The organism is Beijerinckia indica subsp. indica ATCC 9039 (assembly GCF_000019845.1).
GTDB lineage: Bacteria > Pseudomonadota > Alphaproteobacteria > Rhizobiales > Beijerinckiaceae > Beijerinckia > Beijerinckia indica.
Window position 1 is genome coordinate 2,329,724 of sequence record NC_010581.1, and the last position, 26,688, is coordinate 2,356,411.

Here is a 26,688-nt window from a genome sequence, read left to right on the forward strand (position 1 = left end):
CCGAGCGCCTGGCATTACGGGCGCGTTCGCAAGGACTATAGAATGGCAAAAGAAGCTACCCGCGTACGCCGTCGTGAACGCAAGAACATCGTTTCCGGTGTTGCTCACGTCAATTCCACTTTCAACAATACGATGATCACCATCACCGATGCTCAGGGCAATACGATCTCCTGGTCTTCGGCAGGAATGATGGGCTTCAAGGGCTCACGTAAATCGACGCCCTATGCAGCGCAGATGGCGGCCGAGGATTGCGCCCGTAAAGCCGTCGAACACGGCATGCGGACTCTCGAAGTGGAAGTTTCCGGGCCCGGTTCGGGTCGCGAATCGGCGCTGCGCGCCTTGCAGGCTGCTGGCTTCACGGTGACTTCGATCCGCGACGTGACGCCTATTCCGCATAATGGCTGCCGCCCGCGCAAAAGGCGCCGGGTCTGATTGTTTCGCATCGAACACCCGGAAAAAGCCGCTGGCGATCCGGGCGTTCGAGATCGAAAGTCCAAAATTCCTCAACGCGGCGGTGGCGATCACTTCCGCGGTGAATTTGCGTAAAGTGATAAAAACCTCAAGCTTTTTAATCTCGCGTGAGCTGGAAGGTAAAGTCCCTCTTGAGCTTCAGCGGCACTAGAGATCGCAATCAGATCGAAGAGGCTGCGGCGCCATTGCCAGGTATTCCGCATAGAGAAAGGTGCCATTCGTGATTCAAAAGAATTGGCAGGAACTCATCAAACCAAGCAAGCTTGATGTCACGCCGGGCGACGACTCCAAGCGGTTCGCGACGATCATCGCCGAACCTCTCGAACGCGGTTTTGGCCTGACGCTCGGCAATGCCTTGCGCCGAATCCTGTTGTCCTCACTTCAGGGCGCGGCGATCACCTCCGTCCATATTGACGGAGTCCTGCATGAATTCTCCTCAATTCCCGGCGTGCGTGAGGATGTGACGGACATCATCCTCAACATCAAGGATATCGCCATCAAAATGCAGGGCGAGGGCCCGAAGCGCATGGTCCTGAAGAAGCAAGGACCTGGCAAGGTGCTCGCTGGTGATATCGGCGCGGTCGGAGACGTGCAGATCCTGAACCCCAATCTGGTGATCTGCACCCTCGACGAAGGTGCCGAGATCCGCATGGAATTCACCGTCAATACCGGCAAGGGCTATGTCGCCGCCGACCGCAACCGCGCCGAGGACGCGCCGATTGGGCTCATTCCGGTCGATAGCCTCTATTCGCCGGTCAAGAAGGTCAGCTACAAGGTCGAGAATACGCGCGAAGGCCAAATTCTCGATTACGACAAGCTGACCCTGCAAATCGAGACCAACGGTTCCCTGACTCCAGAGGATGCTGTCGCCTTTTCCGCGCGCATTCTGCAAGATCAGTTGAATGTCTTCGTTAATTTCGAAGAGCCGCGCCGCGAGGAAGCAACCCCCTCGATCCCCGAGCTTGCTTTCAATCCGGCCTTGCTCAAGAAAGTCGACGAATTGGAGCTTTCGGTCCGCTCCGCCAATTGCCTCAAGAACGACAATATCGTCTATATCGGCGATCTGATCCAGAAAACCGAGGCGGAGATGCTCCGCACTCCGAACTTCGGCCGCAAGTCCTTGAACGAAATCAAGGAAGTGCTGGCGCAAATGGGCTTGCATCTCGGCATGGAAGTCACCGGTTGGCCGCCGGATAATATTGATGAACTGGCCAAGCGGTTCGAAGAACATTATTGAAAGCCTCGCATAAGCTCTGCGTGTTACTGATTGGACAACGCGGATAAGCAAAGACGGCCGACCCTTGGCACGGCGGCCGTATAATCAATGGAGAAGCCAAAATGTACCATGGTCACGCCAAACGCCGGTTCGGCCGCACGCATGAGCATCGCAAGGCGATGTTCGCCAATATGAGCCAAGCGCTCATCAAGCATGAGCAGATCGTCACCACGCTCCCCAAGGCCAAGGATCTGCGGCCGATCGTTGAAAAGCTCGTAACGCTCGGCAAGCGCGGCGATCTTCACGCGCGCCGGCAAGCCATTGCGCAGATCAAGGACGTTGCTCTCGTCGGCAAACTCTTTGAGGTTCTCGGACCGCGCTACAAGGATCGCCACGGCGGTTATCTTCGCGTGCTGAAGGCCGGCTTCCGTTATGGCGACAATGCTCCCATGGCGGTGATCGAGTTCGTCGATCGCGATGTCACGGCCAAGGGTAAGGATTCGGGTCCTGTCCTGAATGCGGCAGGCGAAGAGGAAGCCGCCTAAAATCTTGCCTGGAAAAGCAGCATCACTTTTCCGACAAGAATATCGACGAAATGACAAGATCCGGGGCATTGGCCTGAGGGACGGTGCTCCGTAAAAAGGAATGTGAATGGATCAAGGCTCAGATGGCCTTGATCCTCTTTCCAGATCATTCGACAAGGCAGTGGAACATTCCAAGCGGATGATCCAGTTGCTTCATGCCCAGAAAGGGTGCCGACGCCATGACCTCTTGCGGCCGTTCCCCTTTTTCTCCCCTTCGCCTCCTCGTTGCCCTCGGTCTGGCCACCGGTCTGCTCTGTGACTTTGGTCCTTCCGCCTCGGCCGAGACGCGAGAAATCCCGGTTTCTCATGATGACGTTCTGCTCTCCTTCGCCGGACCGGTGAAAAAGGCGCAGCCTGCCGTTGTCAACGTCTATGCCTCGCGAACAGAGCGGCAGCCGCGCAACGTTCTCCTCGACGATCCGGTTTTCCGGCGTTTCTTTGGCGACGGCAATGGCCGCCGGCCTGGCGGTCCCACGGCGCAATCCCTCGGATCCGGCGTGCTCGTTGATCCGTCAGGCCTTGTCGTCACCAATTTTCACGTCATCGAAGGCATGACCGACGTCAAGGTTGCCTTGACCGACAAGCGGGAATTCGAGGCAACGATCGTTTTACGGGATCAGCGCACTGATCTGGCCGTCTTGCGTCTGAAGGGGGGCGATGGGGCCTTCCCATCCATGGAAGTGGGTGATTCGGACACGCTCCAGGTCGGCGATCTCGTGCTCGCCATCGGCAATCCCTTCGGCGTCGGCCAGACCGTTACCCAAGGCATTGTGTCGGCGCTTGCGCGGACACAGGTGGGCATTTCCGATTATGGTTTCTTCATTCAGACGGATGCGGCGATCAATCCCGGTAATTCCGGCGGCGCCTTGATCGACATGAAGGCCCGCCTCGTCGGCATCAATTCCGCCATCTTCTCCCAGACCGGCAGTTCGATTGGGATCGGTTTCGCCATTCCGGTCAATATGGTGAAAGTGGTCGTCGCCGCCGCCAAAAGTGGCGGCCATCAGGTGCATCGGCCCTGGCTCGGCGCAAGCCTCCAGGGTGTTTCCCGCGAAATCGCTGATTCCCTTGGCCTTGATCGCCCTTCGGGTGCCCTCATCGTCGAGGTGGCGAGCCAGAGCCCTGCTGCGGAAGCGGGCCTCAAACGGGGTGATCTCATCACACGCATCGACGGGCAGACGCTGGAGGACCCGGAATCTTTCGGCTATCGTCTCGCGACGCGCCCACTTGGCGGCAAGGCCCAATTGACGGTCTTACGCAACGGCAAGCCGATCGACGCGACATTGAATCTTTCCGCCGCTCCGGAACAACCCCCGCGCGATCCGGTCAAACTCAACGGCCATTCGCCCCTCACCGGCTTGAGTGTCGTCAATCTTTCTCCCGCCGTCACTGAGGAATTCTCAATTCAGGGCGCATTCGAAGGCGTGGTGATCAATGACATTGACGAAAACTCTCCCGCGGCCAATGTCAATTTTCAACGTGGCGATGTGATCATCGCCGTCAACGGTGCCAAGATCACCTCGACTCATCAGCTTGAAAAAGCGATGAGCGAACAGCATTATTATTGGAAGGTAACGGTCGGTCGTGGCCATGATATTTTGACGACGGTGCTCGGCGGCTGAAAGCTCGAAAGCGCCGGCGAATTCATTGCTGTTCCATGAGGCGGATCGGCCGCGATGAGCGATCTTTTCAGTGCCGCCGGTCTTGAAAAGGATGTGCCGGGTCCGCTCGCCGATCGGCTACGTCCGCGCCGGCTCGACGAAGTGGCGGGCCAGGAGCATTTGCTCGGTCCCGAAGGCGCCCTGACGCGACTTGTCGCGGCTGGCAGCCTCGGCAGCCTGATCTTTTGGGGTCCACCCGGAACCGGCAAAACGACCGTCGCCCGCTTGCTCGCGAACGAGACGAAGCTCGCCTTCGTGCAGATCTCGGCGATTTTTTCCGGCGTCGCCGAACTCAAGAAAGTGTTTGAGGAAGCAAGGGCGCGGCGACGACTCGGCCAAGGCAGCCTGCTTTTCGTCGATGAGATCCATCGGTTCAATCGCGCGCAACAGGATAGTTTTTTGCCGGTCATGGAAGACGGCACGGTGACCTTGATCGGAGCCACGACGGAAAATCCCAGTTTCGAGCTCAATGCGGCGCTTCTTTCGCGCGCCCGTGTTCTCGTCTTCCACGCACTCTCAGAAGAGGCGATCGAAAAGCTCCTGGCCCGCGCCGAAGCCATTGAAGGTCGCCCCCTGCCCCTTGATGAAGAAGCGCGCATAACATTGAGACGCATGGCGGACGGCGATGGTCGTGCCGCCCTGACACTCGCGGAGGAAGTGTGGCGCGCTGCGCGCGAGGGGGAGATCTTTTCCCCCGCAACCCTGGTTCAAGTCGCGCAACGGCGTGCGCCCATCTACGATAAGGCGCAGGAAGGTCATTACAATCTGATCAGTGCCTTGCATAAAGCGGTGCGCGGCTCCGATCCCAATGCCGCGCTTTACTATCTTGCCCGGATGTTCGAAGGCGGCGAGGATCGGCTGTTTATCGCCCGACGCGTCGTGCGCATGGCCGTGGAAGATATCGGCCTTGCCGATCCGCAGGCCCTGCTCATCGCCAATGCCGCCAAAGACGCCTATGATTTTCTCGGTTCTCCAGAAGGCGAACTGGCGATCGCCGAAGCCGTGGTCTATGTGGCGACCGCGCCGAAATCGAATGCCGTCTATCGCGCCTTCAAACAAGCGACAGCACTCGCCAAGGAACATGGTTCCTTGATGCCGCCCAAAATCATTCTCAACGCGCCGACGAAACTCATGAAGAACGAAGGTTATGGTTCGGGATATCGCTATGATCACGACGAACCAGACGCTTTTTCAGGGCAGGATTATTGGCCGGAGATCTTGGGGCCACAAACGATCTATGAGCCGACATCGCGCGGTTTCGAGCGTGAGATTAACAAGCGTCTCGATTATTGGGCAAGGCTTCGGAAAGAGCGTAACGGCTGAAGCTTTTGCGCTTTGACTGTTAAGCAAGACTCTGGAACCCTTTTCCACACTTTGTCCCTAAAGATCGCTCTCCCGGCATAAGCGTCATACCAATGTTGATCGGCGGTCTATAGTATTTCGTGAAATCCACTCATCAGGAACTTCCCCATGACGTTTCAAACCGTTGAAACGCGGCTTCTTGTCATCGGCTATGAGACCGGTGGTCCGGTCACTGGTCTTCCTGTCATCCTGCTGCATGGCTGGCCTGACGATATTCGGACCTGGGACAGTGTTGTTCCCGCTCTGCATGAAGCGGGATTTCGAACTTTTCGGCCCTATCTGCGTGGTTTCGGCCCGACCCGCTTTCAAAATTCGGCAGCTTTTCGAAGCGGCCAGCTTGCCGCTCTTGCCCAGGATCTTCTCGATTTCGCCGATGCCCTTGGTCTGACCCGTTTCCTTGTCATCGGCCATGATTGGGGCGCACGCGCGGCCTATATTGCCTCTGCTCTCAAGCCCGAGCGCATCATCGCTTGCACGGCGCTCTCCGTAGGCTGGGGCACCAATACGCCTGCTCAGGCACTCTCCCTCAAACAGGCTCAGAATTATTGGTATCATTGGCTGATGGCGCTTGACCGGGGTGCCGCACTCGTTCGCGATGAACGATACCGCTTTACCCACTATATTTGGGAGATCTGGACACCTGACGTGCCCGTGGACGAAGAAGCCTTCAAGACGACCGCGGCCTCTTTCGACAATCCAGATTGGGCGGACATTACCCTGCATTCCTATCGAGTGCGCTGGGATCTCGCACCGAAAGATTCCGACTATGCCGATTTAGAGAAGCCCCTCGCAAATCCTCCGCTGATCAAGGTTCCCACGCTAACTTTGCATGGCGGCGCTGATCCTTGCAATGATCCGACGACTTCTGCCGGCAAGGAGGCCCTTTTCAGCGGGTTCTATGAGCGCGTCATTTTGGAGGGGTTAGGCCATTTCCCGCAACGGGAGGCTCCGGCAAAGGTCAATGCTCACCTCATCCCGTTCCTCAAAGCGCATGGCACCGCCTGAGACCATCGCTTATAAAGATGTCCTCGGGACAGAAAAACCAAGGCTCGCACTCCGCGACCCTTGGAAAAACAAAATCGTTGGATCATCATGAAGGCGATGATCCAACGAATGATGCGAACACGTGGCCTTTCACGCGTGAGCCGTGTTCAAGACGCCGTTGTGGAAGGATCGCTCCGCAAGGCCGGTTTCCCCGCCAGTGTACGTCCTTCATCCCCGACCTTGTCCCAGCGCGTTCCGAACCAAGTGTCGCAAATGCCGGGGCTGCCGAAACCATCGCTGAAACTGACCGAACCACGGCGATGATGTTCGGCGTGCGCCTTGCTGGTGATCAAGGTCGCGACCACAGCGGCGACGCCCGGCAGGGTCCGGCCCAGCCAGCTTTTGGGCAAAGGCGCTGCAAAATCATACCCGGAATGTTCATAAAGCCCACCGAAAGCGCCGAGGCTCGCGACGAGACAATGGAACAAAATGTCACTGCCGCCGCCACCAATGAGTGCCAGGGGCACGAGATACGGCAGGACAATTTCGAGGAGAAAATCGGCACCGCTCATAAAGCAGGCGCTGATGCTTTTGCTGGCGCCCGTCGAATGGTGCAGGCTATGGCCGAGCGGCTTCATCAGGCTGGGGCGGTGCAATACGACGCGATGGGCAATATATTGCACGATATCATGCCCGATGCCGATCAGGATGATATTGGTGATGAAACGCAATGGGCTTAAATGCGGCTCACCGACAAAGGCGAGGCCGGCCCATTCTGCTGCCATCATCGCCGGCAGCAGAATGAACACCTGATTGGCGAGGACCCGCGGCAGCAATTGCGCATAGCTCAGGCGATCGACGTCACGCACCTTGCAGGAGCGCAGAAGCTTTCGCCGATCGCACCATTCAAACGCGAAGCCGATGCCGTGATAAGCGATCATCTGCGCGGTCCAGGTCACGAAGGACAAGGGCAGGTACCAGGGCAGAACGCCATTTGTTGCAAAAGCTGACATTGCCTGCAATCAATCCTCTCCCATGAAACGTTCCGTTTCAGCGATTTCCCGGCTTTATAAAACAAGGTCGGAATGAAGGCTGTTCAATTCCCTGTCGCGAAAAACACAAGTTGAGCCGGCCAAGATTTTTGAAATTTCTGCCGCGACAAAGAATCAAATTTCCGTCACGTCTCCCGGCTCCACGTTTGTAAAAAATCGTCTATAAGCAGGCACAATAGAATTGAAAGGCACCGTTGAAACAAGCGCCTTTGTGTCACAGCCTGAAAGGACACCCGAATTTCATGACCGAACCATCGTTCGAGAGCCAGAGCATCGCGCGCGAAACAGCCAAAATGCTGCTTGAGGTCAAGGCCATTTTGTTCAATGCCGAGACGCCCTTCATTTTCGCCTCCGGCTGGGCCAGCCCTGTCTATACCGATATGCGCAAGCTGATCTCCTACCCCCGCCTGCGTCGCAAGATCATCGATTTCGCGGCGACCACAATCGAACAGGAAATCGGTTACGAAAGCCTTGACGTGATCGCTGGCGGTGAGACAGCGGGCATTCCCTATGCCGCCTGGCTCGCTGACCGCTTGATGCTGCCCATGCAATATATCCGCAAGAAGCCGAAAGGATACGGCCGCAACGCGCAGATCGAGGGCAATCTTCACGATGGCGGCCGCGCGCTCCTCGTCGAAGATCTCGCGACGGACGGACGCAGCAAAGTCAATTTCTGTAATGCCTTGCGCGAAGCCGGACAGCGCTGTGATCATGCGTTTGTTTTTTTCTATTATGATATTTTTCCCCATACTCAGACCGTCATGGCCGATCTCGGTCTTACCCTGCATTATCTCGTGACCTGGTGGGACGTGCTGAAGGTCGCCCGCGAGACTGCGCTGATCGATCCAGCGACCCTCGACAAGGTCGAGGAATTTCTGAAATCCCCGGCGCAATGGTCGGCAGCGCATGGTGGTATTGCCGAATTCAAGCCTGCCAGTTGAACCCCGTCGTTTGCGTCCCAGCCATCTATGCATCCCTCCACTCTCGCCGATTTTCTCGACAGCGAAGCTGGCGCCGCACTGCGGGCCAGTTTCCACGAGCGAGCGCTGGCCAATGGCGCTTTGTTTCGGCAAGAAGAGGACGCAGATCAAATTGTTCTGGTGAAACAGGGACGCCTGCGTGTCTATCTCGCTGATCCCGAGCGCGAACTGACATTGGTCTATTTGAATGAAGGCGACGTCTTCAGCACACATACGCGAGCACACCTTCAGGCGGTACGGCCGAGTCTGTTGCTTTTAGCCCCCCGCAAGATCATCGAGCGTGAACTTGGCCACTATCCGGCCCTTCAGGCCGCCGTGATCCGTGTCTTGGCCACTGTCCTCAACCAAACCATGACCCTTCTTGAAGACCTGACCTTCCATCAGGTGCGTGGACGCATCGCGCGCTATCTTTTGCGCTGCGCCAAGACACAAAAGGCGCCTATCGAGCCGGGCAGCCTCATTCGTCTCGATCTCAATGTCGAGGAACTTGCCGCCCTTCTCGGCACGACACGACAAACGGCCTCGACCGAACTCAACGCCATGATCCATGCGGGCGCCATCGCCAGACAGGGGCGCAAACATTTCAAGCTCTGCCTTCCGGAGCGCCTCCTGAACTGGGCCAGCGAGGAACCAACGTCAGCCATCTGACAGACGGTTAAAAAGCGCAGGACTAAACCTGTCATTCGCAACCAGGGAGTTGACAATGACAGCGCAAGTCGATCGCTATGTTAGTTTCAAGGGAATTGATTGGGTCGGGAGATCTCGAGAGATTTTTGCCCGACTGCAATCCCATATTGACCAGGCCAATAGCCCCTTCTGGCCCTATTTCACGCGCCAAAGAAAACTCGCCCATAGCCAGGGGCTGGATGATCTGCGCGTGTTGCACAATTATCTGCCAACGCTTCGCGAATTGCTCGAGAATATGGGGGATTTAAAGACCCTGGGCATGCTCGAGGAATTGGAACAGATTTGCATGTAGGATCAAGACTAGAACGCTATCCGAATAGATTCTGTTCTTAATCGAACCTTCTGTATGATGAAGGGATTAAGCATAACCTTTGGTTGGAAATCGAGGCGGGATTTCACCAACGCCTGGCCGTGTTAACGGCAAGCATCGAATTATCGCGACACCTCGCCAATCAAAGGGAGCAATCCTCTACACCGTATTCGCCGCCTTTTCAAAACCATCGTAACCACTGACCAAACGACAAACGCCCTAAAACACTATGATTGCGATAATAATCCAGAACTAAGTCCTCCGGCAACGATTTGGTCAACCATTCATAATATTTATCCCGACGAAAGGTGCCACCAACGAATTTACGAACAGAGTTCATCGAGCGATAAAACTCATGCTTGTATGTGACATTCTCTACATCCTGAAACATATTTCCCACTAAGTTAAGGACCTCTGTCCTGGAGTCATCATCGAACGAATTGTTCCGCATTCTCCAAATCAAATGATAAATAAATTTGAATGCGCAATCTCCCAAATAATTTTCAAGCCCACGACGCAAAGCAATTGATTTAAAATTGCGCCAAAGATCTCCGTAGCGCCGAACCATTTCCGGTGTCCATCGCGCATTGGAAATACTGCAGTCACGGTATCGATAAGTCACGACAATATCTTTTACATAGAGAACATTGTCAGCGAGAAAATAAAGGAAAGGTGTATGAACAAGATCTTCATGTTCGCCAGATGGGAAGTCTAGCATCAGGTTTTCATAAAAGGTTCGTTCGATCAGAGCTCCCCAGGCTCTTGGTGGCAAATAATAGGCATTCGGTAATCGCACACCTGCGAGAAACGCTTCGACGCCATGCACCACGCCGCCTGATTTATTTAAGCCGCCTCTATCATCAATATGATCGACGGGCTGAATCTTGCCATTGGCCATCAACCGGACGCATCCACCAACGACGACCGGGCAGTTGCTATGGCTTTGTGCTGCAGAGACAAGTTTACCAATTGCTTGAGAGGAATGCAGAAGATCATCCGAATCCAGGAAAAAAACATAAAAGCCTGTCGCATGATGGACCCCCGTATTTCTCGCCGGACCGAGGCCTTCGTTTTTCTCATGGGTCAGAACACGGATCCTTGAATCCTTTGCCGCAAAACGTTGGGCAATCCCACGGGAGCCATCGGGAGAAGCGTCATCAACCAAAATAATTTCGATGTTTTTATAATCTTGGCGAATGATGCTTTCGATACACTCCCCCAGATAGTCCTCAACCTTGTAGAAAGGCACAATAACAGACACTTTGGGATCAGGTTCCCGGACGCGTTCCAGCATATATGATTTTGGCTTAAGCCAAAGCATCAGGCCATGTGTTTGCAAATCCCAATACGAATATTTTTTTCTGGCGGCAGTAAAATATTCATTGGGATGAGCACTTGGAATACGCTCTGCATCCACGATAAATTTTGTCTGAAATGTCTTGATGATTTCACTGGCCGATTTGAAGTTCGAGCAGCATCCGATCATCGTCCCATCGACATTATAGACAAAATTGATAATTCTCCGTGCATGAGACTCCGATACATTTTCTTTTGTCAGAAATTCAGTGAGACTATCCGGCGTCAAAACAAGATGCGCCCAATGAGGTATCGGATTTTTGTCTTTTTCGACAAAGCTGAAAAGGGGTCCGTTTGTCCGATTTTCAATCTCAGGCGTAAGCTCGGAATCATAATCTCCTTCTTCCTTCAGCACCCATACATGATGGCCATGAGATCCTGCCCATAAGGGACAACCCTGCAAATAGGCGACGCCGTCTGGCCGAAGGAGATCATCGATCTTGGCGACACATTTTTCCAAATCCGGAATATGTTCTAAAATGGCCACGCCGTAGACAATATCAAAACACTTTTTGTCAAATCCGATGTCCCCAACATCCCCTGCAAAAAACTCAACGTTTTTCGGCAGAGGCTCATCGGAAATACAATCTGTGATATTGTCGTCGCTACATAATCTGCACCGTTGGCGGCGAACAAACGGGCTGTAACAAGATTGTAGTCACAACCAATCTCAAGAACTCTTTTACCCCGTAAATCGATACGATTGAAAAATTTGCGAAACTCATCGATCTGATAACTCGTGGCGTGTCGAGCTACATAATCTGGTATAATTATTTCCTGCACCGATTTCTGTTCGCTCATATCCAGACGCCTGTCTTCGATCTGAAGAGTGGACCAAGTAAAATGCCTCGCACCTTATGGTTGCACATATAACGAGTATATTAAACCTTCAGGGCTCAACAAAAAATCTTTCAAACTGTTCGAGAGAAACGTGGTCTTTCGAACCAATGCCCAAGAAAAGCTTCTTTTTCAAGAATAGGGCGTAAGTGTCATTTTATTGCGGCATCACGCCAAAAAATTGGCACCGGGCTAAACTTGACGCGATTATAATAAATTAAAGTAATAGGCCTTCAGCAAGCCTATTAATCGGCTCACGATAATTGTTTCTGCCTTACCTGATCGCCATTTTTCAGCGTTCCAGCTTCCAGCACCCATTCGGCCACGCGCCTTGCCTGAAGAGCCAGTTCTGGCGCGCCCGTGACCTCGCCTAGGCAGCCGCGCGCTGCGGGACCGATGACGAAAAGCCCCGTCACACTTTTGCCTTCGCATGAGACAGGGTGACTTCTCGAATCGAGATCGAGACCGATCCGCAGGGAATCGCTTCGCACCAGCCTCTGTTCAGCAAGCGAAGCAAAGATAGGATCATCGCGCGTGATATGCGCGCCCGAGGCGCCAGTGCAATTAACGACGCGCTCGAAGACATGAGTTTTGGCGCGTTCCGCCGGCAAACCGCGCGGTTTGATGTCCACTTCGATACTTTTAGCATGAGGTCTGGCCCCAACGATCGATCCCGCCTCGATCGTCAGGTGTCTGCTGTTGCAGACTGCCTTGACCAGGGAATCAATCTGCGGTGCCGCCTGAAAACGATGGACATCCCAATAGGGCTTGAGGTGGCGCAGAAACCGCCGCCGTTCCGCCTGCGGCCAAGCGGCCCAGATGTCCATATTCTGCTGCCGGATCCTTTCGAGGACATCGGACCAGGGCCGGCTCTCGCCTCGCGCTTTACGGATTTCGGAGCGCATGGCCTTCAGGCTCTGCGAAACCCTGGCAAAATGCGAGAAATCACAGTCCCCGAAGGCTTCAACGGTTGACGCACGCGGACGCGGGATGAGACCGCGCCGTGAAAGGGCCATCATTTGTCCCCCACAGCCTTGTGTGCGCAATGAGGCAACCATATCACCCATTGTGAGACCGGTGCCGACCAGAAGAACACGATCATCCGCTTGAACGTCGGCGACGGCTCCCGGCCGCCAGGGATCAGCGATGAAACGATCCGAACCCGCCAGAACCTCCAAACCGCGCGGCAGATTGGGCGGCGGGTGGCCAGTCGCAAGCACGACGAGATCCGCCTCGAGAGACGATCCATCGGCCAATCGCACACGATAGCGGTCTTCGAACGCGGCGACCGCCTCGGCACGCTGACGCACATGTTCAAAAGCGATTTGAGGCGACGAGGCGGTCAGTTCCATCAGCCTCGTATGCATATAGTGCCCAAAAACGGCGCGGGCGGGATAGAGGCTCCCATCCTGCCAGACCATTGCGGGATCTTCAGCGACTGCCCCCGTTTCGCGCGTCCAGCGATCGAAATCATCCGATCCATCGCCGCTCCAATTCATCCGCGTCGCGGCGACATTGATGCGATGGTTCGGGTCTCGCGCCGAATAGGCGATGCCAGCGCCCAGCGTGAGACGCGGTTCTATCAACCGCAATCGAAAGGTTCCTGGCTGCACGCCTTGTTGCGCCGCCAAGTCAAGGAGATGGAGAGTGAAGGAAGCGGCAGAGAAACCGCCTCCAATCACGATAATATCCAATAGAGCCATCCCGCGGCTGTCTCCCTCGCGAGGCTTGCATGCCGCGAGGGACCCTATGTCAGCGAGGGGCTTTCTTCAAGGGGAACAAGCCTCCAATCAGGCCCATACCCATAGCAGATATACAGACATCAGGACGCGCTGACGCGGCGATCCTGCGGAGCAAATGTATTGCCGACCATTTCTCCAAACGGGCCGCGATGGGCGCTTGCCGCATGCGGCGCATGCGTACCGGCCGAAAGCGGCAGGCGTGGCAGCACGAGTTCGGCGAAGCGATAAGCCTCCTCAAGATGCGGGTAGCCTGAGAGAATGAATGTATCAACGCCAGCGCGCATGTATTCACGCATACGCTCAGCAACCGTATCAGGATCACCGACAAGAGCCGTGCCCGCACCGCCACGCACCAAGCCTACTCCGGCCCAAAGATTAGGGCTAATTTCCAGCTTGCTGCGCTCACCGCCATGGAGAACCGTCATGCGTTGCTGACCAACGGAATCCATCCGCGCGAAAGCCTTCTGCGCTTCGGCGATGGTCTTCTCATCGACATATTTGATGAGATCATTGGCGGCGTCCCAGGCCTCCGACGCTGTCTCGCGGACGATGACATGCAATCTGATCCCGAAGCTGATTTTACGGCCGTAAGCCTTGGCGCGCTCCCGCATACCAGCGATCTTGCTCGCGACCTGCGCCGGAGGCTCACCCCAGGTCAGATATTTCTGGACAGTACGCGCGGCAATATCCTGGCCGATTTCGGAGGAGCCACCGAAATAGAGCGGCGGTGCCGGCTGCTGATGCGGCGGATACAACAGCTTGCCCTTTTCGATCTGAATATATTTGCCGTTGAAATCGACTTCTTCGCCCGCGAGTAAACGCGAATAAACCTGCAAAAACTCGTCGGTTTCGGCGTAGCGCTCATCGTGGCTCAGAAAAACCCCATCGCCCTTGTTTTCGAGCGGATCACCACCCGTAACGACATTGATGAGCAACCGGCCTTCCGACAGGCGATCGAGCGTCGCGGTCATGCGGGCGGCCACTGCTGGGCTCTGGAGACCTGGCCGCACGGCGACGAGAAAACGCAGCCGGCGCGTACGCGGCGCGAGCGCCGAGGCGACAATCCACGAATCCTCGCACGAGCGGCCCGTTGGCAGCAGAACGCCAAAATAGCCGAGCTCATCCGCCGCCTCGGCGATCTGTGACAGATACCGCAAGGTGACATCGCGCGCACCGAGAGAGGTGCCAAGATAACGTCCATCGCCATGGGTTGGCAGAAACCACAGGACATTAGCGGATTCGGCGGCAATATCATTCATAGGTTTATCCTTCGGAAGTGTTTATTCGGCAGCCGCTGTAGCAAAAGCCGTCGGGCGGACCAGCGCGGCCGGATGCGGGGTTGAAAGCCTCGCCCGGTTCGCGCCGAAAAGTTTCTCGCGCAGGGTGCCTTGCGCATAATCCTGCTTGTAACGACCGCGCGCCTGCAATTCGGGCACGAGCAGATCGACAACATCGACAAAGGTTTCTGGTGTTACCGCGAAAGCGAGATTGAATCCATCGACATCGGTTTCGGCGACGAAGGCTTCGAGCCCGTCGGCAACTTGCGCCGGTGATCCAACGAGAACGGGACCAATGCCGCCGATCGCCACATGTTCGGCGACCTCGCGCACAGTCCAGATACGATCGGGATCGGCGCGCGTGATATTGTCCATGGCGCTGCGCCCGGCATCATTTGTCACATGGCGCACTTTTTCGTCGAGGCCGAGGGTTGAGAAATCGACGCCTGTCCAGCCGGACATGAGCGTAAGCGCGCCCTCATGGCTGACATAGCTGCGATAGTCCTCATATTTCGCCCGCGCCAGAGTCTCTGTCTCACCGAGCACGACCGTCATCAAGGCAAAAATCTTCAACGCATCAGGCCCACGACCATAGGCGGTCGCGAGACGGCGCAGATCGGCAACACGTGGCGCGATCACCTTCGCCGAAGGACCGGAGACAAAGACACATTCGGCATGACGCGCGGCAAATTCGCGCCCCTTGGGCGAAGTGCCCGCTTGATAGAGCACTGGCGTGCGCTGCGGCGAAGGCTCGCTCAGATGAATGGCATCAAGGGAATAATGCGGCCCGCGATGGGTGATACGATGGACCTTGGAGGGGTCGGCGTAAATCCCTCGTGTGCGATCGCGCAGGACCGCATCATCCTCCCAGCTTCCTTCCCAGAGCTTGTAGAGAAGCTCCATGTAATCTTCCGCTTTGTCGTAGCGGGAATCATGCGCCGTCTGCCGCTCATTGCCCGCGGCTCGCGCCGCGCTGTCGAGATAGCCTGTCACAACGTTCCAGCCGGCGCGGCCGTTCGTCAAATGGTCGAGCGTCGTCATGCGCCGCGCGAAAGGATAAGGCGGCTCAAACGAAATATTGGAGGTAACGCCAAAGCCCAGATGATGCGTCGCCTGCGCCATGGCCGGGACCAGGAGCATGGGATCATTCACGGGGACCTGAATGGCGCCGGACAGCGCCGCATCGGGACTTTGGCCATAGACATCATAGACACCGAGCACATCGGCGAGAAACAGACCATCGAACTTCCCGCGTTCAAGCGTCCGCGCCAGTTCAATCCAATAATCGAGCTTTGTATAATCCGTCGAACGATCACGCGGATGACGCCAGAGACCGGGCGATTGGTGCACCACGCAATTCATCGAAAAAGCGTTGAGGCGGATTTCCTTGCTCATTCCAGCCTCCCTCAGAAATTGCCACGGCGCGGGGGCTTGACCCCATTCAGCCAATAATTGCCAAGAGAGAAATATTTCCAGCGCACCGGATCGTGCAATGTATGCGTGCGGGCGTCGCGCCAATAGCGATCAAGATCGAGGGAGGCCAAAGCGCTGCGCGAACCGCCGAGCTCGAACAATTTACTGGTCACGAGGAGCGAGACATCATTGGTGGCAACACGGGCTTCCGCCACAGCGATCGAAGCGGGTTCGGAATAGGTTTCCGGCTCAACCCGAGCCTTGTCAATGATTTTCCCGGCGCGACGCACCAAGGCTTCCGCCGCAGCGATACGAACACGCAAATCGCCGATGGCGGCAATCGTATAAGGATCTTCGTAGGCGTGCTCCTGGCCGCTATCGACCCAGGGCCGTGCCTTGGTCCGTACGAAATCGACCGTCGCCGCAAAGGCGCCGCGCGCAATACCAAGATCGATCGCGGCATGAATGATCTGCGCGAAGGCGCCCATCTGCGTCGGCTGCTCGAAGGCCAGATAATGCGGGATTATGGCGAAAGCGGAGACGCGGACATTGTCGAAAATCACCGTGCCGCTGCCGGTGGTGCGCTGGCCCATGCCCGACCAATCGTCGATCACGGTCAGGCCCTGTGTATCCCTGGGTACGAAAACAAGAACACGCTTGTTTTGATCATTCTGCGCCGCCGCGACGATCCAATGACCAAACAGCGATCCAGAACAATAGAACTTCCTGCCATTCAAGACATAATCATCACCATCGGGCAGAACAGTCGTCGTCTGGTCGGTGGCATATTTTCCACCCGCTTCCGCCAAAGCATTGGCGAAACGATCCCCCAAAAGAGCACGTTCGAAATAGAAGCGCCGCTGCGCATCCGTCCCGTTGAGCCGAACCGCCTCCACGAGATAAAAATGATTTTGCGGAATCTGCCCAAGGCTCCCATCGGCGGAGGCCAGGATCGCCGTCACTTCCGCAACCGTCAGCGCCGAGACATCGGCGCCACCATAGTCCTTGGGAACAGTCATGCCACCAAGGCCCGTTTGCGAGAATTGCTCGATCTCGGGATAAGGCAAACGGCGATTGCGATCGCGCTCGACGGCGGCCTGATTGAAGATTTCGGCAAGATTCGCGGCAGCAGCAACTGCCTGCGCGTCGCTGGACACTCTAGGGGGTGTCACAGACAAAGCTTGGATTTTCTGCGGCGCATTCATGCATGAATTCCTTTCGCCGGATATCCTTCACGAGATTGAACAATCATGAGGACATTACAACCATGAATGGCGTGGCGGCTTGATGCCGTTGAGATAGTAATTGCCGATAGCATGGAATTTCCACCGCACCGGATCATGTAATGTATGCGTACGCGCATCACGCCACAGGCGATCGAAATTGTATGTGGAGAGAACCGAACGGCTGCCACCAAGTTCGAAAAGTTTCTCGCCGGCCAGAAGCGAGATTTCAGTGGTCAGCACCTTGGCCTCGGCGATGGCGATCGAGGCTTCCGCGACCGTTTCCGCCGTCTCCTCGAGCAGACCGGCATCGATCACCTCGCCACCGCGCTCCAACACGGCCTCCGCCGCATGCAGACGGATCTGGAGATCGGCGATCGCCTGAATGGAATAGACATCATCGCTGGCGCGATCCTGCCCGCTATCGACCCAGGGCCTTGCGGATTGCCGCACGAAAGTCACTGTTTCCTCGAAGGCGCGCCGAGCGATCCCGGCATCAATAGCGGCCTGAATGATTTGCGCCACCGCTCCATGTACCGATACCTGATCGAATGCGAGATGGGATGGCACGATCTGGCTCTCTGTCACGTCGACATCCGCCAAAATGACCGTGCCGCTGGCGGTCGTGCGTTGGCCCACGCCGTTCCAATCATCAATCACACTGAGGCCCGGCGCATCGCGCGGCACCATGACCATATGGCCTTTGCCAGCCTCATCAATGGCAAGGACCGGGACGATATGCGCGAAAAGGGCACCGGTGCAGTAGAATTTCTGGCCCGTGACGATGAAGCGATCGCCCTTCCTGATCAGGCGCGTCTTCATATCAAAAATCGTTTTGCCGCTCTTTTCCGAAAGAGCATTGCCAAAGCGCACACCCTCGAGCGCTGCCTGATAGTAACGACTCTTACGGGCTTCGACCGGATCGAAGCGCAAAATATCGACCAGGCTGACATGATTTTGCGCGATCTGCGCGATTGAGGCATCGGCGGCGGCCAGTATGGCAAACACCTTGGCGACGGTGACATAAGAGACCGCCGCCCCGCCATAGGCACGCGGCACAGTCATGCCCCACAGACCACTTTGCGAGAATCGATCGAGCTCGGCGAAAGGCAGACGCCGCTCGCGATCGCGCTCCGCCGCTCCCTTGGCGAAATCCTCAGCCAGGGCATGGGCGATGGCAATAGCTTCCGCATCATCACGCAGGATATGAGCCGGCTCAGGAATCTTGGCCCGTGCCGGAAAGGCGTCCTGCACTGTTTCAGGCCCAGCTGATCGAATCGTCATTCTCACCTGCTTTCAACAATTGGCAATCCAGACGCCAGCAAAGCCGAAGCCCGGCCGCGCTGATCAAAGAATGGATCAGCTCCGGTCGTTTCTGCCGCGGCTCCTGCCGGGTTCATTTTCGAGCCCGACATCCCTCTTGAAAGATCCGCGCAAAGAACACTTGCGCTCCCGCTCTTTCGACCACTATAACCATATAGTTCATAGATATTATCTACTTTAACCCGGCTTGTCGAGCGCTCCCGGGAGAGAAAGTGTCGGCTTCTCCCCCCGGACGATCGAGGCCATCCCCCGCTGGCAGGACCATTCAGATGAGCGAACCGAGACTTATGGATACGATCGACAAGCGTATCTTGCGCTTGGTCCAGAAGGATGCTTCGCTTTCAATCAGCGAGATCGCCACACAGGTCGGTTTGTCGCAGACACCTTGCTGGAAGCGGCTCCAGAAGCTCGAATCATCGGGTGTCATCAAGCGGCGGATCGCTTTGCTCGATCCGGTGAAGCTCGGATTGCAGATGACGGTCTTCGTGTCGATCGAGGTCGGTGATCATTCCGAACAAGGTCTTGACCATTTCGCCGAAGAAGTGGCGCAAATGGAAGAAGTCATGGATTTCTACCGCATGGCCGGTGATATCGATTATCTTCTGCGCGTCGTCGTGCCGGATACCGCTGCCTTCGATGCTTTCTACAAACGCCTGATCGGGCTTGTTTCCTTGAAGAAAGTCACGTCGCGCATCGCTCTTGAAGGCATCAAAACGGAAACCGCCTTGCCGATTTCGGCGAGTTAAGCGGCTCTGCAAGACCTCGAACGAAAGAGAAAGGCGAGTGGAGGACCTTTTGAGCCGCAGCTATTGCCTTTCCTCCGCTTTGCCTCGCCTGTCAGTGGAAAATGTCACTTGCGCTATCAAGTGCCAGGTTACGGAAAACACCCGCAGCGTGGCTCTTGAAACAGTCATGCTTATGCCATGGCTGTCATCACGATTTGATATGATATCCGCCCCTTGGGCGTTATGAACTGTATACGCTCTATGCTTGAGACTATTATGGATCTAATATTCTCTGGCCGCTCCACAAAAGATTAAGCGTATGCGTCATAATAAGGGGAGGAAAAAATGTTTTCACGTCTTGTTATCGTGTTCGCCTTATCGGCAATCTCCGGTTCCGCCTTGGCTCAGGAACAAATGGCGGAACTCAAAAAACTGCGCGCCGTTTGCGGTCCAGAAATCCGTCAGCTCTGTCAAGGCGTCCAACCAGGCGGTGGCAGAATCAAGGAATGTTTGAAGAAAAATTCCGATAGCCTGACCGTCGGCTGCGCTAAGGAAATCCTTAGAGTCAAAAAACAAATGAAAAAGTAAATCTTGAGAAAATGTATGTATTATATAGTCATTTCGCATGAATGGGTATGAAGCTAATCACCAATCGGCTTCATACCCGAGAAGTCCCAGGATCTCATGGCGGCGAGCAACCAGTTCCGGATCATCACGATGACGGGGATAGGGTTTGTCCACTCTGATATCGGCCTTGATCCGGGCCGGACGATCACTGAAAACGATCACGCGCGTCGCCATCAGCAGGGCTTCCTCGATATCATGCGTGACAAGGAGCGCCGTAAACCCGGCCTGCCGCCAAAGCCGTACGATCTCACCCTGCATCGAGAGTCTGGTCAAGGCATCGAGTTTACCGAGTGGTTCATCGAGAAGCAGCAAGCTCGGATCATTGACAAGCGCGCGGGCCAGCGAGACGCGCTGTGCCATGCCGCCGGATAATTGATGTGGATAGGCATTGGCGAAATTTTGCAGGCCCACCAGACGCAAGACATCCGTCACACGCTCACGGTTCTGGCGCAACAGGCCTCGCGCCTCGAGGCCGAGCGCGATATTGTCATAGACCTTGCGCCAGGGAAACAGGGTCGGGTCCTGAAAGACCAGAATGCGCGAGGGATCCGGACCGAGGATCGGTCCCTTTCCCGTTTCGATGCTGCCCGTGAGCGGTTGTTCCAAGCCGGCGACGAGGCGCAGAAGCGTCGATTTTCCGCAACCGCTCGGCCCAAGCAAGGCGATGAATTCTCCCGCCTCGACCGTGAAGTCCACATGGTCGAGCACACGGAGATTTTCACCGCGCAAGGTGAAACCATGACTGACGTCACGCACAGTCAGCGCCAGCCCTTTGGGTCCAACAGATTCAACAGGCGCCGTATTGGTGCGCCGAGCGACTGCATCGATGATAGTCGCATCTTCCAATACAGTGTCTACCATTGCAATGAGCTCTTCTGATAGGACAGCACACGGTCACGCAATTTGAACAGCAAGGTCACGAGGCTCGAACACATTAAAGCCATGACGAGCAGACAGGCATACATATTGGCATAAGCGGCCCAGCCTTGCGCCCATTGCATATAAAAGCCGAGCCCCGCCTTGACGCCCATCATTTCGGCGGTCACCAGCACGACGAAGGAAGCGCCAAGCCCCATGAACAGACCGATGAAAACATGGGGCAAAGCCGCCGGAATCGCCACCTTGACGATCAGGAACCAACGGCTAGCCCCCATGGTCCGGGCAACATCATAATATGTGGGATCGACACCGCGCACTCCCGACCACGTCAGGATTGTCACCGGAAAACCGACCGCGAGCGCGATGAGAAAAATGCTCGCCGAATGGCTTGAGGGAAAGACGTAGAAGGCGATGGGCAACCAGGCGACGGGCGGCAGAGGGCCGATGAGACGCAGCACGGGATGAAACCAATAGCCGACCGCTTTCCAGCAGCCGAGCCCGACCCCGAGTGCGAAACCCGTGAGAGCACCAAAGAAAATGCCGAAGCTCAGCAATTCCAGCGAGGCCAGAACGCTTTCCAGCAATTTGCCGCCCTCATCGAGAAAAACCTCGAGCAGGGCTTGCGGTGGCGGAAAAAAGGGCATGGGCAGAACGCCACTCTTGGCGGTGAGCCATTCCCATGCCGCGAAAAACAATCCGAGGACAAGGCTCCACGGCAGAAACCGATCAGCGCCCGAAACAACGCGCGGTGAAAAGATAAAGAGGAGGCCCAACAACAAAAGAGCCCCACCGATGACGCCACTCCCGAGGGCAAATTCCGTCGCGCGGCCCCAATCGCCAACATCCGGCAGAGCCCAGGTCAAAAACGCCGCAAGTCCCCAGGCCGTGGCTGCAACCAAGGCCAGCAAAGCTTGTCTAAGCCCTTTCGCTGTACCCGCCTGCGCCGCAACGGACAGTGGGATTGTGCCAGTCTCGATACCCGCACCTGATTCCGTCTCGCGCGGGGAGGTTAAAGCCGACATGAGCCCTCTCCCTCAGGCTGACACATCAGCGACGATCCGATCGGCATAGCGAGCCGGATCGGTTCCAGGTTTCAACACCTGGATGAGTTTCAAGTCCTGCGCGTAGAAGGCCAATTCACGCTTGAGAGCCTCGCCAACAGGATGCGCGTGATGTGTGTGATAACGAGCAAGCGCCGCCAATTCCGCGACACTGATCGAAGTGACATAAGGCGCAAGCGTCGCCACGGATTCCTCAGGATGTTGGGCGGTGAATTCCGAAGCCTCCTGAAGCGCCCTGACGATACCGGCGGCGGCCTTGCGGTCCTCCCGCACCAGCCTGCCCCCCACGCCGACGATGCAGCAGGTCAGATGGGCATAGTCACCCTCGATATTCGAGGCCAATTCGACAAAGGTGCCATCCTTCAGAAAGGAATACACAAAAGGATCGCCATCGGCGCAGGCTTGCGCCTCACCCTTTTCCACCGCCGCCCGCAGCAAAGGCTGCGGATAGATTCGATAATCGATATCGCGTTCGGGATCGATCCCGGCTTTTCTTAAACTGGATCGCGAAGAAATTCTTGGCCGGGGAATTCATATCGCTCACGGCGATCGTCTTGCCCTTGAGACCTTTCAGATCAGACACACCCAAGGATTTAGGGGCGATCAATCGCATACAGCCACCATGAAGACCCGAGACGATCTTGACATCAAATCCTTGTTCCAGGGGCTTCAGCCAGCGCAAGGCCATGCCAACCGCCGCATCGGCTTTGCCGGTGGCAAGCGTCTCCAGCAATTGATCGGTCGAACCAGAATAATTGACGAGTGAGACATCGAGCCCGTGCTTGGCGAAAAAGCCTTTATCCAGAGCCGCAGTGATCGTCGGCAGGCAGGCGGCTGTGGCGTTCCAGGCAAAATTGATTTTCCGCAAGGGTCCAGCGTTATGCGCCGGCTCTTCGGCGGCGGTACGGCACATCGGCCAATCAAGACCCAGGGGAGACATCAGTTCGGGTCCAGCGGCGACATCTCCTATCGTCGCACCAAATGGTGCGATCAGGCCTAGAGCCCCCGCTCCCTTGAGGAAGAGACGGCGTTGAAGAAGCGCAGATGGAGGGGCGATTCGCATGGCAGGACTCTCGCGGCGCCTCCAGAGGTCTTTGTAAGGGACGTCTCCAAAGTCCAGAGGCTATCTTAAATTATCTATTTTATAGATATTATATATTTTTTGGACAAGCAAGCCACCTTCGTCTGCTTGCCTACCTAACCAAACCGTCACTTGTCGTCCGATCTTTCGCAAGCTAAGCAGGAAGCCACGGCCTGAGAATCCCTGCCTGACACTCTGTGGACACTTTTGGGTTTGATACTATTGCGGTTGGGAGCTCCTTCATTGCCGCCTTCCCTGCGCCGAATCTTCCTTTTTTCCGCCTGCGCGGTCGCCTTGCCCCTCGCGCTTGGTTCTTGCGCGGATTTTCCTGGCCGTTGCCAGCTCGGCATCGCGCGTGAGGATTGCTGGCGTGGCGACGCCTCTCTCGGTCATTTCCCCAATGACGATGCCGTTTGCCGCTCCTATGGGCTGGCCCCCGGCAGTGAGTCCTATGCCGTGTGCCGCAGGGAGAAAGCGCGCGTCGACAAGGACACGAGAACCTCGATCGATAAGCAATGGTGGGGCGGCGGCCCCCTTTGATCCTGGGACGCATGAGCCCATTCGCGAGGTAGCTCCACGCTGTCGAGCGGCACGCAGGTCTTTCGGAGATACGGCTTGATGAGCACTCTTTCGCAACCAGGTCTCGGCGACGGTGAAGAGGATATCGAATATGCCGACCAGCAAAAGCTGCCCCCACTGGCTCTCGGAATTGAGAAATTCGGCCTGATCTCGCTCAAATTCCCCCTGATCATCAGCCTGATCGTCGCGGCCTTGGTGGCTTTTGCCGGGTTGGGCCTCAACCGGCTCAAGGTCGACGATTCCTTGAGCCAATTATTTCGCTCGGACACGCCGGAATTTCACCAATATGAGGAAGTGACCAAGCATTTCCCGTCCACGGAATATGACGTCCTCGTGGTGATCGAGGGCAAGACCCTGCTACAGCGCAAATCGCTCGAAAAATTGCGTGACCTCGTCACCGATCTGCAATTGGTCGAGGGAACGCGCGGCATTATCTCGATCTTCTCCTCGCGCCAGCCGCCCGAGAACGGCCACATCCCCGCCCCGCTCTTTCCAGAAACCCTGCCGACCGGCGAGGCCTACGACCAATTGGTCGAAAAGATCCGCACCAATGAGATCATCCGCGGCAAGCTTCTCTCCGAGGACGGCCAATTGACGATGATCGTGCTGGCGCTCGATCCAGAGGTCGCCGCGAGCAAGGGCCTGAACGAAACGGTGAACGAGATCCGTCAGCTCATGAATGACGATCTCGATGGCACCAAGTTGAACGCCGAACTGTCCGGCGTGCCGGTCATGCAGCTTGAAATCCGCAATGCCGTGGAGCGCGACAGGCTCACCTATAATGCCATCGGCTTCGTCGCCGGCTGCCTCATCGCCATCCTCTTCTTCCGCCGCGTTTCCTTCATGATCGTCGCCGCGGCGCCACCGCTCACCGCGATTTTGCTGGCGCTTGGTTTTCTCGGCTGGCTCGATTTTCGGCTGAACATGTTCCTTAACGTGATGACGCCGCTCATCATGGTGATCAGCTTTTCGGACAGCATGCAATTGACCTTCGCGATCCGCGATCGTCTGATCGCCGGCCAGTCCAAACGCACAGCTTTGCGCCATGCCCTGCTCATTGTGGGGCCGGCCTGTGTCCTCACCCATGCGACGGCGGCGCTGTCCTTCATCGCGCTGCAATTTTCCAGTTCCGACCTCATCCGCACCTTTGGCGAGGCCGGGCTGCTCGCCACCTTCATCGCCCTCGTCGCCGTTCTGACCCTCGTGCCTCTGCTGGGCCTGCTGCTCTTGCGCAAGGACGATGTCTTCACGGCCAAAGCCCGCAAGCGCGATCACGGCGTCCAGGCGTTACGCGCTTTTTGCGGCTGGATCGCCGCGCGCATGGTCAGCCACCCCGCCCTTTATAGCTTGCTTGGCATTATCGTGGTCGTTTCGCTCGCTTTCGTCTATGGGAGCCTTGAACCACGCTACAGGCTCGCCGATCAGGTGCCCGACCGGGAACAGGCGGTCGCGGCTGCCAGTCGCCTCGACACCAAGCTGACGGGCGCCAATCCAATCGATGTTCTCATTGAATTCCCGAAGGGCGCCTCGCTCTACGATCCAAACACCCTGGATACGATCGCCACGGTCCATGAAATCCTGGAACGCCAGGCCGGTGTCGGCAATGTCTGGTCGCTCGAAACGCTACGGCGCTGGCTCGCCGAAAAAGCCGGCAAGAACGATGTCGCCACCTTGAAGCAATATGTCGACATGCTGCCCGAGCATCTGACACATCGTTTCATCGACGCGGGACAAGATGCGGTCGTTGTTTCCGGCCGTATTCCCGATATCGACGCCAGCCAATTGCTCCCGGTCGTCAAACAGCTCGATAAAACCCTCGATGCGGTGCGCGTCGCGCATCCAGGCTATAGTATTTCCGTGACCGGTCTTTCGGCCATTGCCGCGCGCAACAGCGCGGCCATGATCGACAAGTTGAATCGCGGTCTGACCATTGAGTTCTTCTTCGTCGCCGCCTTTATCGGCCTCGCCTTCCGGTCCTTCGTCGTCATGTTGGCGAGTATTCTGCCCGGCATTTTTCCGGTCGTTGCCTCGGGCGCCCTGCTCCGCCTGACCGGCGACGGCTTGCAATTTTCCAGCGTCGTCGCTTTGACGGTCTCGTTCGGCCTGGGCCTCAGCGCGACGATCCATTTCCTCAATCGCTTGCGTCTGGAGGATGACTCGGAAGCCGATCCCGCCCTGGCGGTGGAAAAGGCGACGATCCTAGTCGGTCCGGCTCTGATCCTGACCTCCATCGTGCTGGCTTGTGGCCTCGCCGTCACAGTCTTTTCGGATCTGCCCTCGCTGCGGCTGTTTGGCTGGCTTTCGGCCTTTGCGATGATCGCCGCGCTGACAGCCGATCTGTTCATCCTGCGTCCGACTGTGACCGTCCTGCGCATGATCGCGCGGAAGCTGCGCAGCGCGCCGCAAAGCAAGCTTGCATCGTCTAAATAAACGAACGGGCCCTGAAAAGGGCCCGGGTTGAGAGATCGGAGGAAAAAATCGGTCTTAACTACGGTGCAAGGTAATGGATACGCCGGCGATATCCGTCGAACCCTGCGGCGTGATGGTGACCGATTGTTTCCGGCCGCTGGTCGAAATAGCAAGGCCGGCCGAAAAGCCCGCACCATCGACACGGGCGTGGATGAGATTTGGCGTCGCGGTACCCGTAATGGCGCCGCTCGCGTTACGAGTCGCTTCCGTCCACGAGCCAGAAATCGCGGTTCCCGACGCAATGACATTGCTGCTGATTTCGAGCTTGTAGCTATCGCTCGCACAACGAAGCTTCTGTTCGATCGCGCCGCCGCCGGTCGCCACCGCATAGCTCCCCTTGCAGCGAATGCGTTCGCTCGTTCCATCATTCATCTTGATCGTGCCTTCACCGCCCCAATAGCCGGCCAGATTCGTGAAGGGGCCTTCTGCCAGAGCGGCCGAAGAGCAGCTCAGGCCCGCCAGCAAAAATGCTAAGGCCGTCATTTTTTGAGAAGACCGCGCGCGCGGCAGAAAGGTCGATGTCCGAAGCATTGTGAGGTCCTTGCCGAAGATTGACGAGAATGGCGAAGGTTGGAGGGTGAACCGATTGAGTCTCCGCATCGGTCCAAAAACGAGTTCTGATTTATGGCGATCCGATAGCGCTTCAAAAAACGCTGACGCCGGTGGCTGAGACCACCTTGGCTGTTTCTTTTATCGCATCCGCCCTTGCGACAAAACCAGAAACCGCTTTCAGGGCGCACCGAGCGCTGGCGAGAAAAAAGAAAAAGAAAAAAGCGGGGCAACGCTTTT

24 protein-coding genes and 1 pseudogene are annotated in these 26,688 nt (G+C 56.5%); 13 read left to right on the plus strand and 12 right to left on the minus strand.

Annotated elements, in window-relative coordinates; translation table 11 throughout:
• Nucleotides 1-42 precede the first annotated feature (42 nt).
• The 6 genes from rpsK to BIND_RS10315 all read left to right on the plus strand — a co-directional run bounded on the left by rpsK (nucleotide 43) and on the right by BIND_RS10315 (nucleotide 6,299).
• Nucleotides 43-432, plus strand: a complete 390-nt coding sequence (rpsK, locus tag BIND_RS10290; RefSeq protein WP_012385015.1) for a 30S ribosomal protein S11 — start codon at nucleotides 43-45, stop codon at nucleotides 430-432.
• A 259-nt stretch (nucleotides 433-691) separates the two neighbouring features.
• The gene (locus BIND_RS10295; RefSeq protein ID WP_012385017.1) at nucleotides 692-1,708 is read left to right on the plus strand and encodes a DNA-directed RNA polymerase subunit alpha; all 1,017 of its coding nucleotides are present in this window, start codon (nucleotides 692-694) and stop codon (nucleotides 1,706-1,708) included.
• A gap of 101 nt (nucleotides 1,709-1,809) precedes the next feature.
• Nucleotides 1,810-2,232 (plus strand): 50S ribosomal protein L17, encoded by a 423-nt coding sequence (gene rplQ, locus BIND_RS10300; RefSeq protein WP_012385018.1) that lies wholly within the window; start codon nucleotides 1,810-1,812, stop codon nucleotides 2,230-2,232.
• Nucleotides 2,233-2,450: 218 nt separating this feature from the next.
• Nucleotides 2,451-3,893 carry a DegQ family serine endoprotease gene (locus BIND_RS10305; protein ID WP_012385019.1) on the plus strand — a complete coding sequence of 481 codons (1,443 nt, stop codon included), beginning with the start codon at nucleotides 2,451-2,453 and terminating at the stop codon, nucleotides 3,891-3,893.
• 54 nt (nucleotides 3,894-3,947) lie between these two features.
• The gene (locus tag BIND_RS10310) at nucleotides 3,948-5,255 is read left to right on the plus strand and encodes a replication-associated recombination protein A (RefSeq protein WP_012385020.1); all 1,308 of its coding nucleotides are present in this window, start codon (nucleotides 3,948-3,950) and stop codon (nucleotides 5,253-5,255) included.
• 147 nt (nucleotides 5,256-5,402) lie between these two features.
• Entirely contained in the window at nucleotides 5,403-6,299 is an 897-nt protein-coding gene (locus BIND_RS10315) for an alpha/beta fold hydrolase (RefSeq protein ID WP_012385021.1), read from the plus strand.
• A 146-nt stretch (nucleotides 6,300-6,445) separates the two neighbouring features.
• Here the strand turns inward: BIND_RS10315 and BIND_RS10320 are convergent, their stop codons facing one another.
• Nucleotides 6,446-7,291 carry a sterol desaturase family protein gene (locus BIND_RS10320; RefSeq protein WP_012385022.1) on the minus strand — a complete coding sequence of 282 codons (846 nt, stop codon included), beginning with the start codon at nucleotides 7,289-7,291 and terminating at the stop codon, nucleotides 6,446-6,448.
• A 281-nt stretch (nucleotides 7,292-7,572) separates the two neighbouring features.
• Between BIND_RS10320 and BIND_RS10325 the strand changes: the two genes are divergently transcribed.
• The 3 genes from BIND_RS10325 to cowN are packed head-to-tail and all read left to right on the plus strand — an operon-like array spanning nucleotide 7,573 to nucleotide 9,289.
• Nucleotides 7,573-8,271: an orotate phosphoribosyltransferase gene (locus BIND_RS10325; protein WP_012385023.1), complete on the plus strand. Its 699-nt coding sequence runs from the start codon at nucleotides 7,573-7,575 to the stop codon at nucleotides 8,269-8,271.
• 27 nt (nucleotides 8,272-8,298) lie between these two features.
• Nucleotides 8,299-8,958: a Crp/Fnr family transcriptional regulator gene (locus tag BIND_RS10330; RefSeq protein ID WP_012385024.1), complete on the plus strand. Its 660-nt coding sequence runs from the start codon at nucleotides 8,299-8,301 to the stop codon at nucleotides 8,956-8,958.
• A 55-nt stretch (nucleotides 8,959-9,013) separates the two neighbouring features.
• Entirely contained in the window at nucleotides 9,014-9,289 is a 276-nt protein-coding gene (cowN, locus tag BIND_RS10335; protein ID WP_012385025.1) for a N(2)-fixation sustaining protein CowN, read from the plus strand.
• A 199-nt stretch (nucleotides 9,290-9,488) separates the two neighbouring features.
• Here cowN and BIND_RS20145 read toward each other — a convergent pair whose 3' ends face one another.
• From BIND_RS20145 to BIND_RS10370, 7 genes are all read right to left on the minus strand, one after another.
• Nucleotides 9,489-11,246 carry a glycosyltransferase gene (locus BIND_RS20145; protein ID WP_341872323.1) on the minus strand — a complete coding sequence of 586 codons (1,758 nt, stop codon included), beginning with the start codon at nucleotides 11,244-11,246 and terminating at the stop codon, nucleotides 9,489-9,491.
• Nucleotides 11,138-11,464 carry a class I SAM-dependent methyltransferase gene (locus BIND_RS10345; protein ID WP_012385027.1) on the minus strand — a complete coding sequence of 109 codons (327 nt, stop codon included), beginning with the start codon at nucleotides 11,462-11,464 and terminating at the stop codon, nucleotides 11,138-11,140. Before BIND_RS10345 ends, BIND_RS20145 begins: the two co-directional genes overlap by 109 nt.
• A gap of 290 nt (nucleotides 11,465-11,754) precedes the next feature.
• On the minus strand, nucleotides 11,755-13,203 hold the full coding sequence (locus BIND_RS10350) for an FAD/NAD(P)-binding protein (protein WP_012385028.1): 1,449 nt from the start codon (nucleotides 13,201-13,203) through the stop codon (nucleotides 11,755-11,757).
• 119 nt (nucleotides 13,204-13,322) lie between these two features.
• Nucleotides 13,323-14,501, minus strand: coding sequence for an FMNH2-dependent alkanesulfonate monooxygenase (gene ssuD / locus BIND_RS10355; protein WP_012385029.1), 1,179 nt, complete (start codon nucleotides 14,499-14,501; stop codon nucleotides 13,323-13,325).
• A gap of 21 nt (nucleotides 14,502-14,522) precedes the next feature.
• Nucleotides 14,523-15,914 carry an LLM class flavin-dependent oxidoreductase gene (locus BIND_RS10360; protein WP_012385030.1) on the minus strand — a complete coding sequence of 464 codons (1,392 nt, stop codon included), beginning with the start codon at nucleotides 15,912-15,914 and terminating at the stop codon, nucleotides 14,523-14,525.
• A gap of 11 nt (nucleotides 15,915-15,925) precedes the next feature.
• Nucleotides 15,926-17,137: an SfnB family sulfur acquisition oxidoreductase gene (locus BIND_RS10365; protein WP_012385031.1), complete on the minus strand. Its 1,212-nt coding sequence runs from the start codon at nucleotides 17,135-17,137 to the stop codon at nucleotides 15,926-15,928.
• Between the two features lie 54 nt (nucleotides 17,138-17,191).
• Entirely contained in the window at nucleotides 17,192-18,439 is a 1,248-nt protein-coding gene (locus BIND_RS10370; protein ID WP_012385032.1) for an SfnB family sulfur acquisition oxidoreductase, read from the minus strand.
• A 326-nt stretch (nucleotides 18,440-18,765) separates the two neighbouring features.
• On the opposite strand from BIND_RS10370, the gene BIND_RS10375 reads away from it, so the two are divergent.
• Nucleotides 18,766-19,224, plus strand: coding sequence for an Lrp/AsnC family transcriptional regulator (locus BIND_RS10375; RefSeq protein WP_041778032.1), 459 nt, complete (start codon nucleotides 18,766-18,768; stop codon nucleotides 19,222-19,224).
• 324 nt (nucleotides 19,225-19,548) lie between these two features.
• Entirely contained in the window at nucleotides 19,549-19,791 is a 243-nt protein-coding gene (locus BIND_RS10380; RefSeq protein ID WP_012385034.1) for a cysteine rich repeat-containing protein, read from the plus strand.
• 57 nt (nucleotides 19,792-19,848) lie between these two features.
• Here BIND_RS10380 and BIND_RS10385 read toward each other — a convergent pair whose 3' ends face one another.
• The 3 genes and pseudogenes from BIND_RS10385 to BIND_RS22325 all read right to left on the minus strand — a co-directional run bounded on the left by BIND_RS10385 (nucleotide 19,849) and on the right by BIND_RS22325 (nucleotide 22,833).
• Nucleotides 19,849-20,691, minus strand: coding sequence for an ABC transporter ATP-binding protein (locus tag BIND_RS10385; protein WP_012385035.1), 843 nt, complete (start codon nucleotides 20,689-20,691; stop codon nucleotides 19,849-19,851).
• Nucleotides 20,685-21,731 (minus strand): ABC transporter permease, encoded by a 1,047-nt coding sequence (locus tag BIND_RS10390; RefSeq protein ID WP_012385036.1) that lies wholly within the window; start codon nucleotides 21,729-21,731, stop codon nucleotides 20,685-20,687. The genes BIND_RS10385 and BIND_RS10390 overlap by 7 nt, the downstream gene beginning before the upstream one ends.
• Before the next feature lie 12 nt (nucleotides 21,732-21,743).
• Nucleotides 21,744-22,833, minus strand: a pseudogene (locus BIND_RS22325) (ABC transporter substrate-binding protein).
• Nucleotides 22,834-23,094: 261 nt separating this feature from the next.
• Between BIND_RS22325 and BIND_RS10400 the strand changes: the two are divergent.
• Both BIND_RS10400 and BIND_RS10405 read left to right on the plus strand, forming a co-directional pair.
• Entirely contained in the window at nucleotides 23,095-23,391 is a 297-nt protein-coding gene (locus tag BIND_RS10400; protein WP_012385037.1) for a hypothetical protein, read from the plus strand.
• 78 nt (nucleotides 23,392-23,469) lie between these two features.
• The gene (locus BIND_RS10405) at nucleotides 23,470-25,860 is read left to right on the plus strand and encodes an efflux RND transporter permease subunit (protein WP_012385038.1); all 2,391 of its coding nucleotides are present in this window, start codon (nucleotides 23,470-23,472) and stop codon (nucleotides 25,858-25,860) included.
• Nucleotides 25,861-25,914: 54 nt separating this feature from the next.
• Here the strand turns inward: BIND_RS10405 and BIND_RS10410 are convergent, their stop codons facing one another.
• On the minus strand, nucleotides 25,915-26,430 hold the full coding sequence (locus BIND_RS10410; protein WP_012385039.1) for a hypothetical protein: 516 nt from the start codon (nucleotides 26,428-26,430) through the stop codon (nucleotides 25,915-25,917).
• Between the last annotated feature and the right edge of the window lie 258 nt (nucleotides 26,431-26,688).

Bases quoted from the DNA above. Each gene is read 5' to 3' on its own strand.
- BIND_RS10315 (WP_012385021.1), top strand. From the start codon at position 5,403: ATGACGTTTCAAACCGTTGAAACGCGGCTTCTTGTCATCGGCTATGAG.
- BIND_RS10390 (WP_012385036.1), bottom strand. From the start codon at position 21,731: ATGTCGGCTTTAACCTCCCCGCGCGAGACGGAATCAGGTGCGGGTATC.
- BIND_RS10320 (WP_012385022.1), bottom strand. From the start codon at position 7,291: ATGTCAGCTTTTGCAACAAATGGCGTTCTGCCCTGGTACCTGCCCTTG.
- rpsK (WP_012385015.1), top strand. From the start codon at position 43: ATGGCAAAAGAAGCTACCCGCGTACGCCGTCGTGAACGCAAGAACATC.
- BIND_RS10380 (WP_012385034.1), top strand. From the start codon at position 19,549: ATGTTTTCACGTCTTGTTATCGTGTTCGCCTTATCGGCAATCTCCGGT.
- BIND_RS10305 (WP_012385019.1), top strand. From the start codon at position 2,451: ATGACCTCTTGCGGCCGTTCCCCTTTTTCTCCCCTTCGCCTCCTCGTT.
- rplQ (WP_012385018.1), top strand. From the start codon at position 1,810: ATGTACCATGGTCACGCCAAACGCCGGTTCGGCCGCACGCATGAGCAT.
- ssuD (WP_012385029.1), bottom strand. From the start codon at position 14,501: ATGAATGATATTGCCGCCGAATCCGCTAATGTCCTGTGGTTTCTGCCA.
- BIND_RS10405 (WP_012385038.1), top strand. From the start codon at position 23,470: ATGAGCACTCTTTCGCAACCAGGTCTCGGCGACGGTGAAGAGGATATC.
- BIND_RS10345 (WP_012385027.1), bottom strand. From the start codon at position 11,464: ATGAGCGAACAGAAATCGGTGCAGGAAATAATTATACCAGATTATGTA.
- BIND_RS10365 (WP_012385031.1), bottom strand. From the start codon at position 17,137: ATGAATGCGCCGCAGAAAATCCAAGCTTTGTCTGTGACACCCCCTAGA.
- BIND_RS10350 (WP_012385028.1), bottom strand. From the start codon at position 13,203: ATGGCTCTATTGGATATTATCGTGATTGGAGGCGGTTTCTCTGCCGCT.
- BIND_RS10410 (WP_012385039.1), bottom strand. From the start codon at position 26,430: ATGCTTCGGACATCGACCTTTCTGCCGCGCGCGCGGTCTTCTCAAAAA.
- BIND_RS10385 (WP_012385035.1), bottom strand. From the start codon at position 20,691: ATGGTAGACACTGTATTGGAAGATGCGACTATCATCGATGCAGTCGCT.
- BIND_RS10360 (WP_012385030.1), bottom strand. From the start codon at position 15,914: ATGAGCAAGGAAATCCGCCTCAACGCTTTTTCGATGAATTGCGTGGTG.
- cowN (WP_012385025.1), top strand. From the start codon at position 9,014: ATGACAGCGCAAGTCGATCGCTATGTTAGTTTCAAGGGAATTGATTGG.
- BIND_RS10375 (WP_041778032.1), top strand. From the start codon at position 18,766: ATGGATACGATCGACAAGCGTATCTTGCGCTTGGTCCAGAAGGATGCT.
- BIND_RS10325 (WP_012385023.1), top strand. From the start codon at position 7,573: ATGACCGAACCATCGTTCGAGAGCCAGAGCATCGCGCGCGAAACAGCC.
- BIND_RS10330 (WP_012385024.1), top strand. From the start codon at position 8,299: ATGCATCCCTCCACTCTCGCCGATTTTCTCGACAGCGAAGCTGGCGCC.
- BIND_RS10370 (WP_012385032.1), bottom strand. From the start codon at position 18,439: ATGACGATTCGATCAGCTGGGCCTGAAACAGTGCAGGACGCCTTTCCG.
- BIND_RS10310 (WP_012385020.1), top strand. From the start codon at position 3,948: ATGAGCGATCTTTTCAGTGCCGCCGGTCTTGAAAAGGATGTGCCGGGT.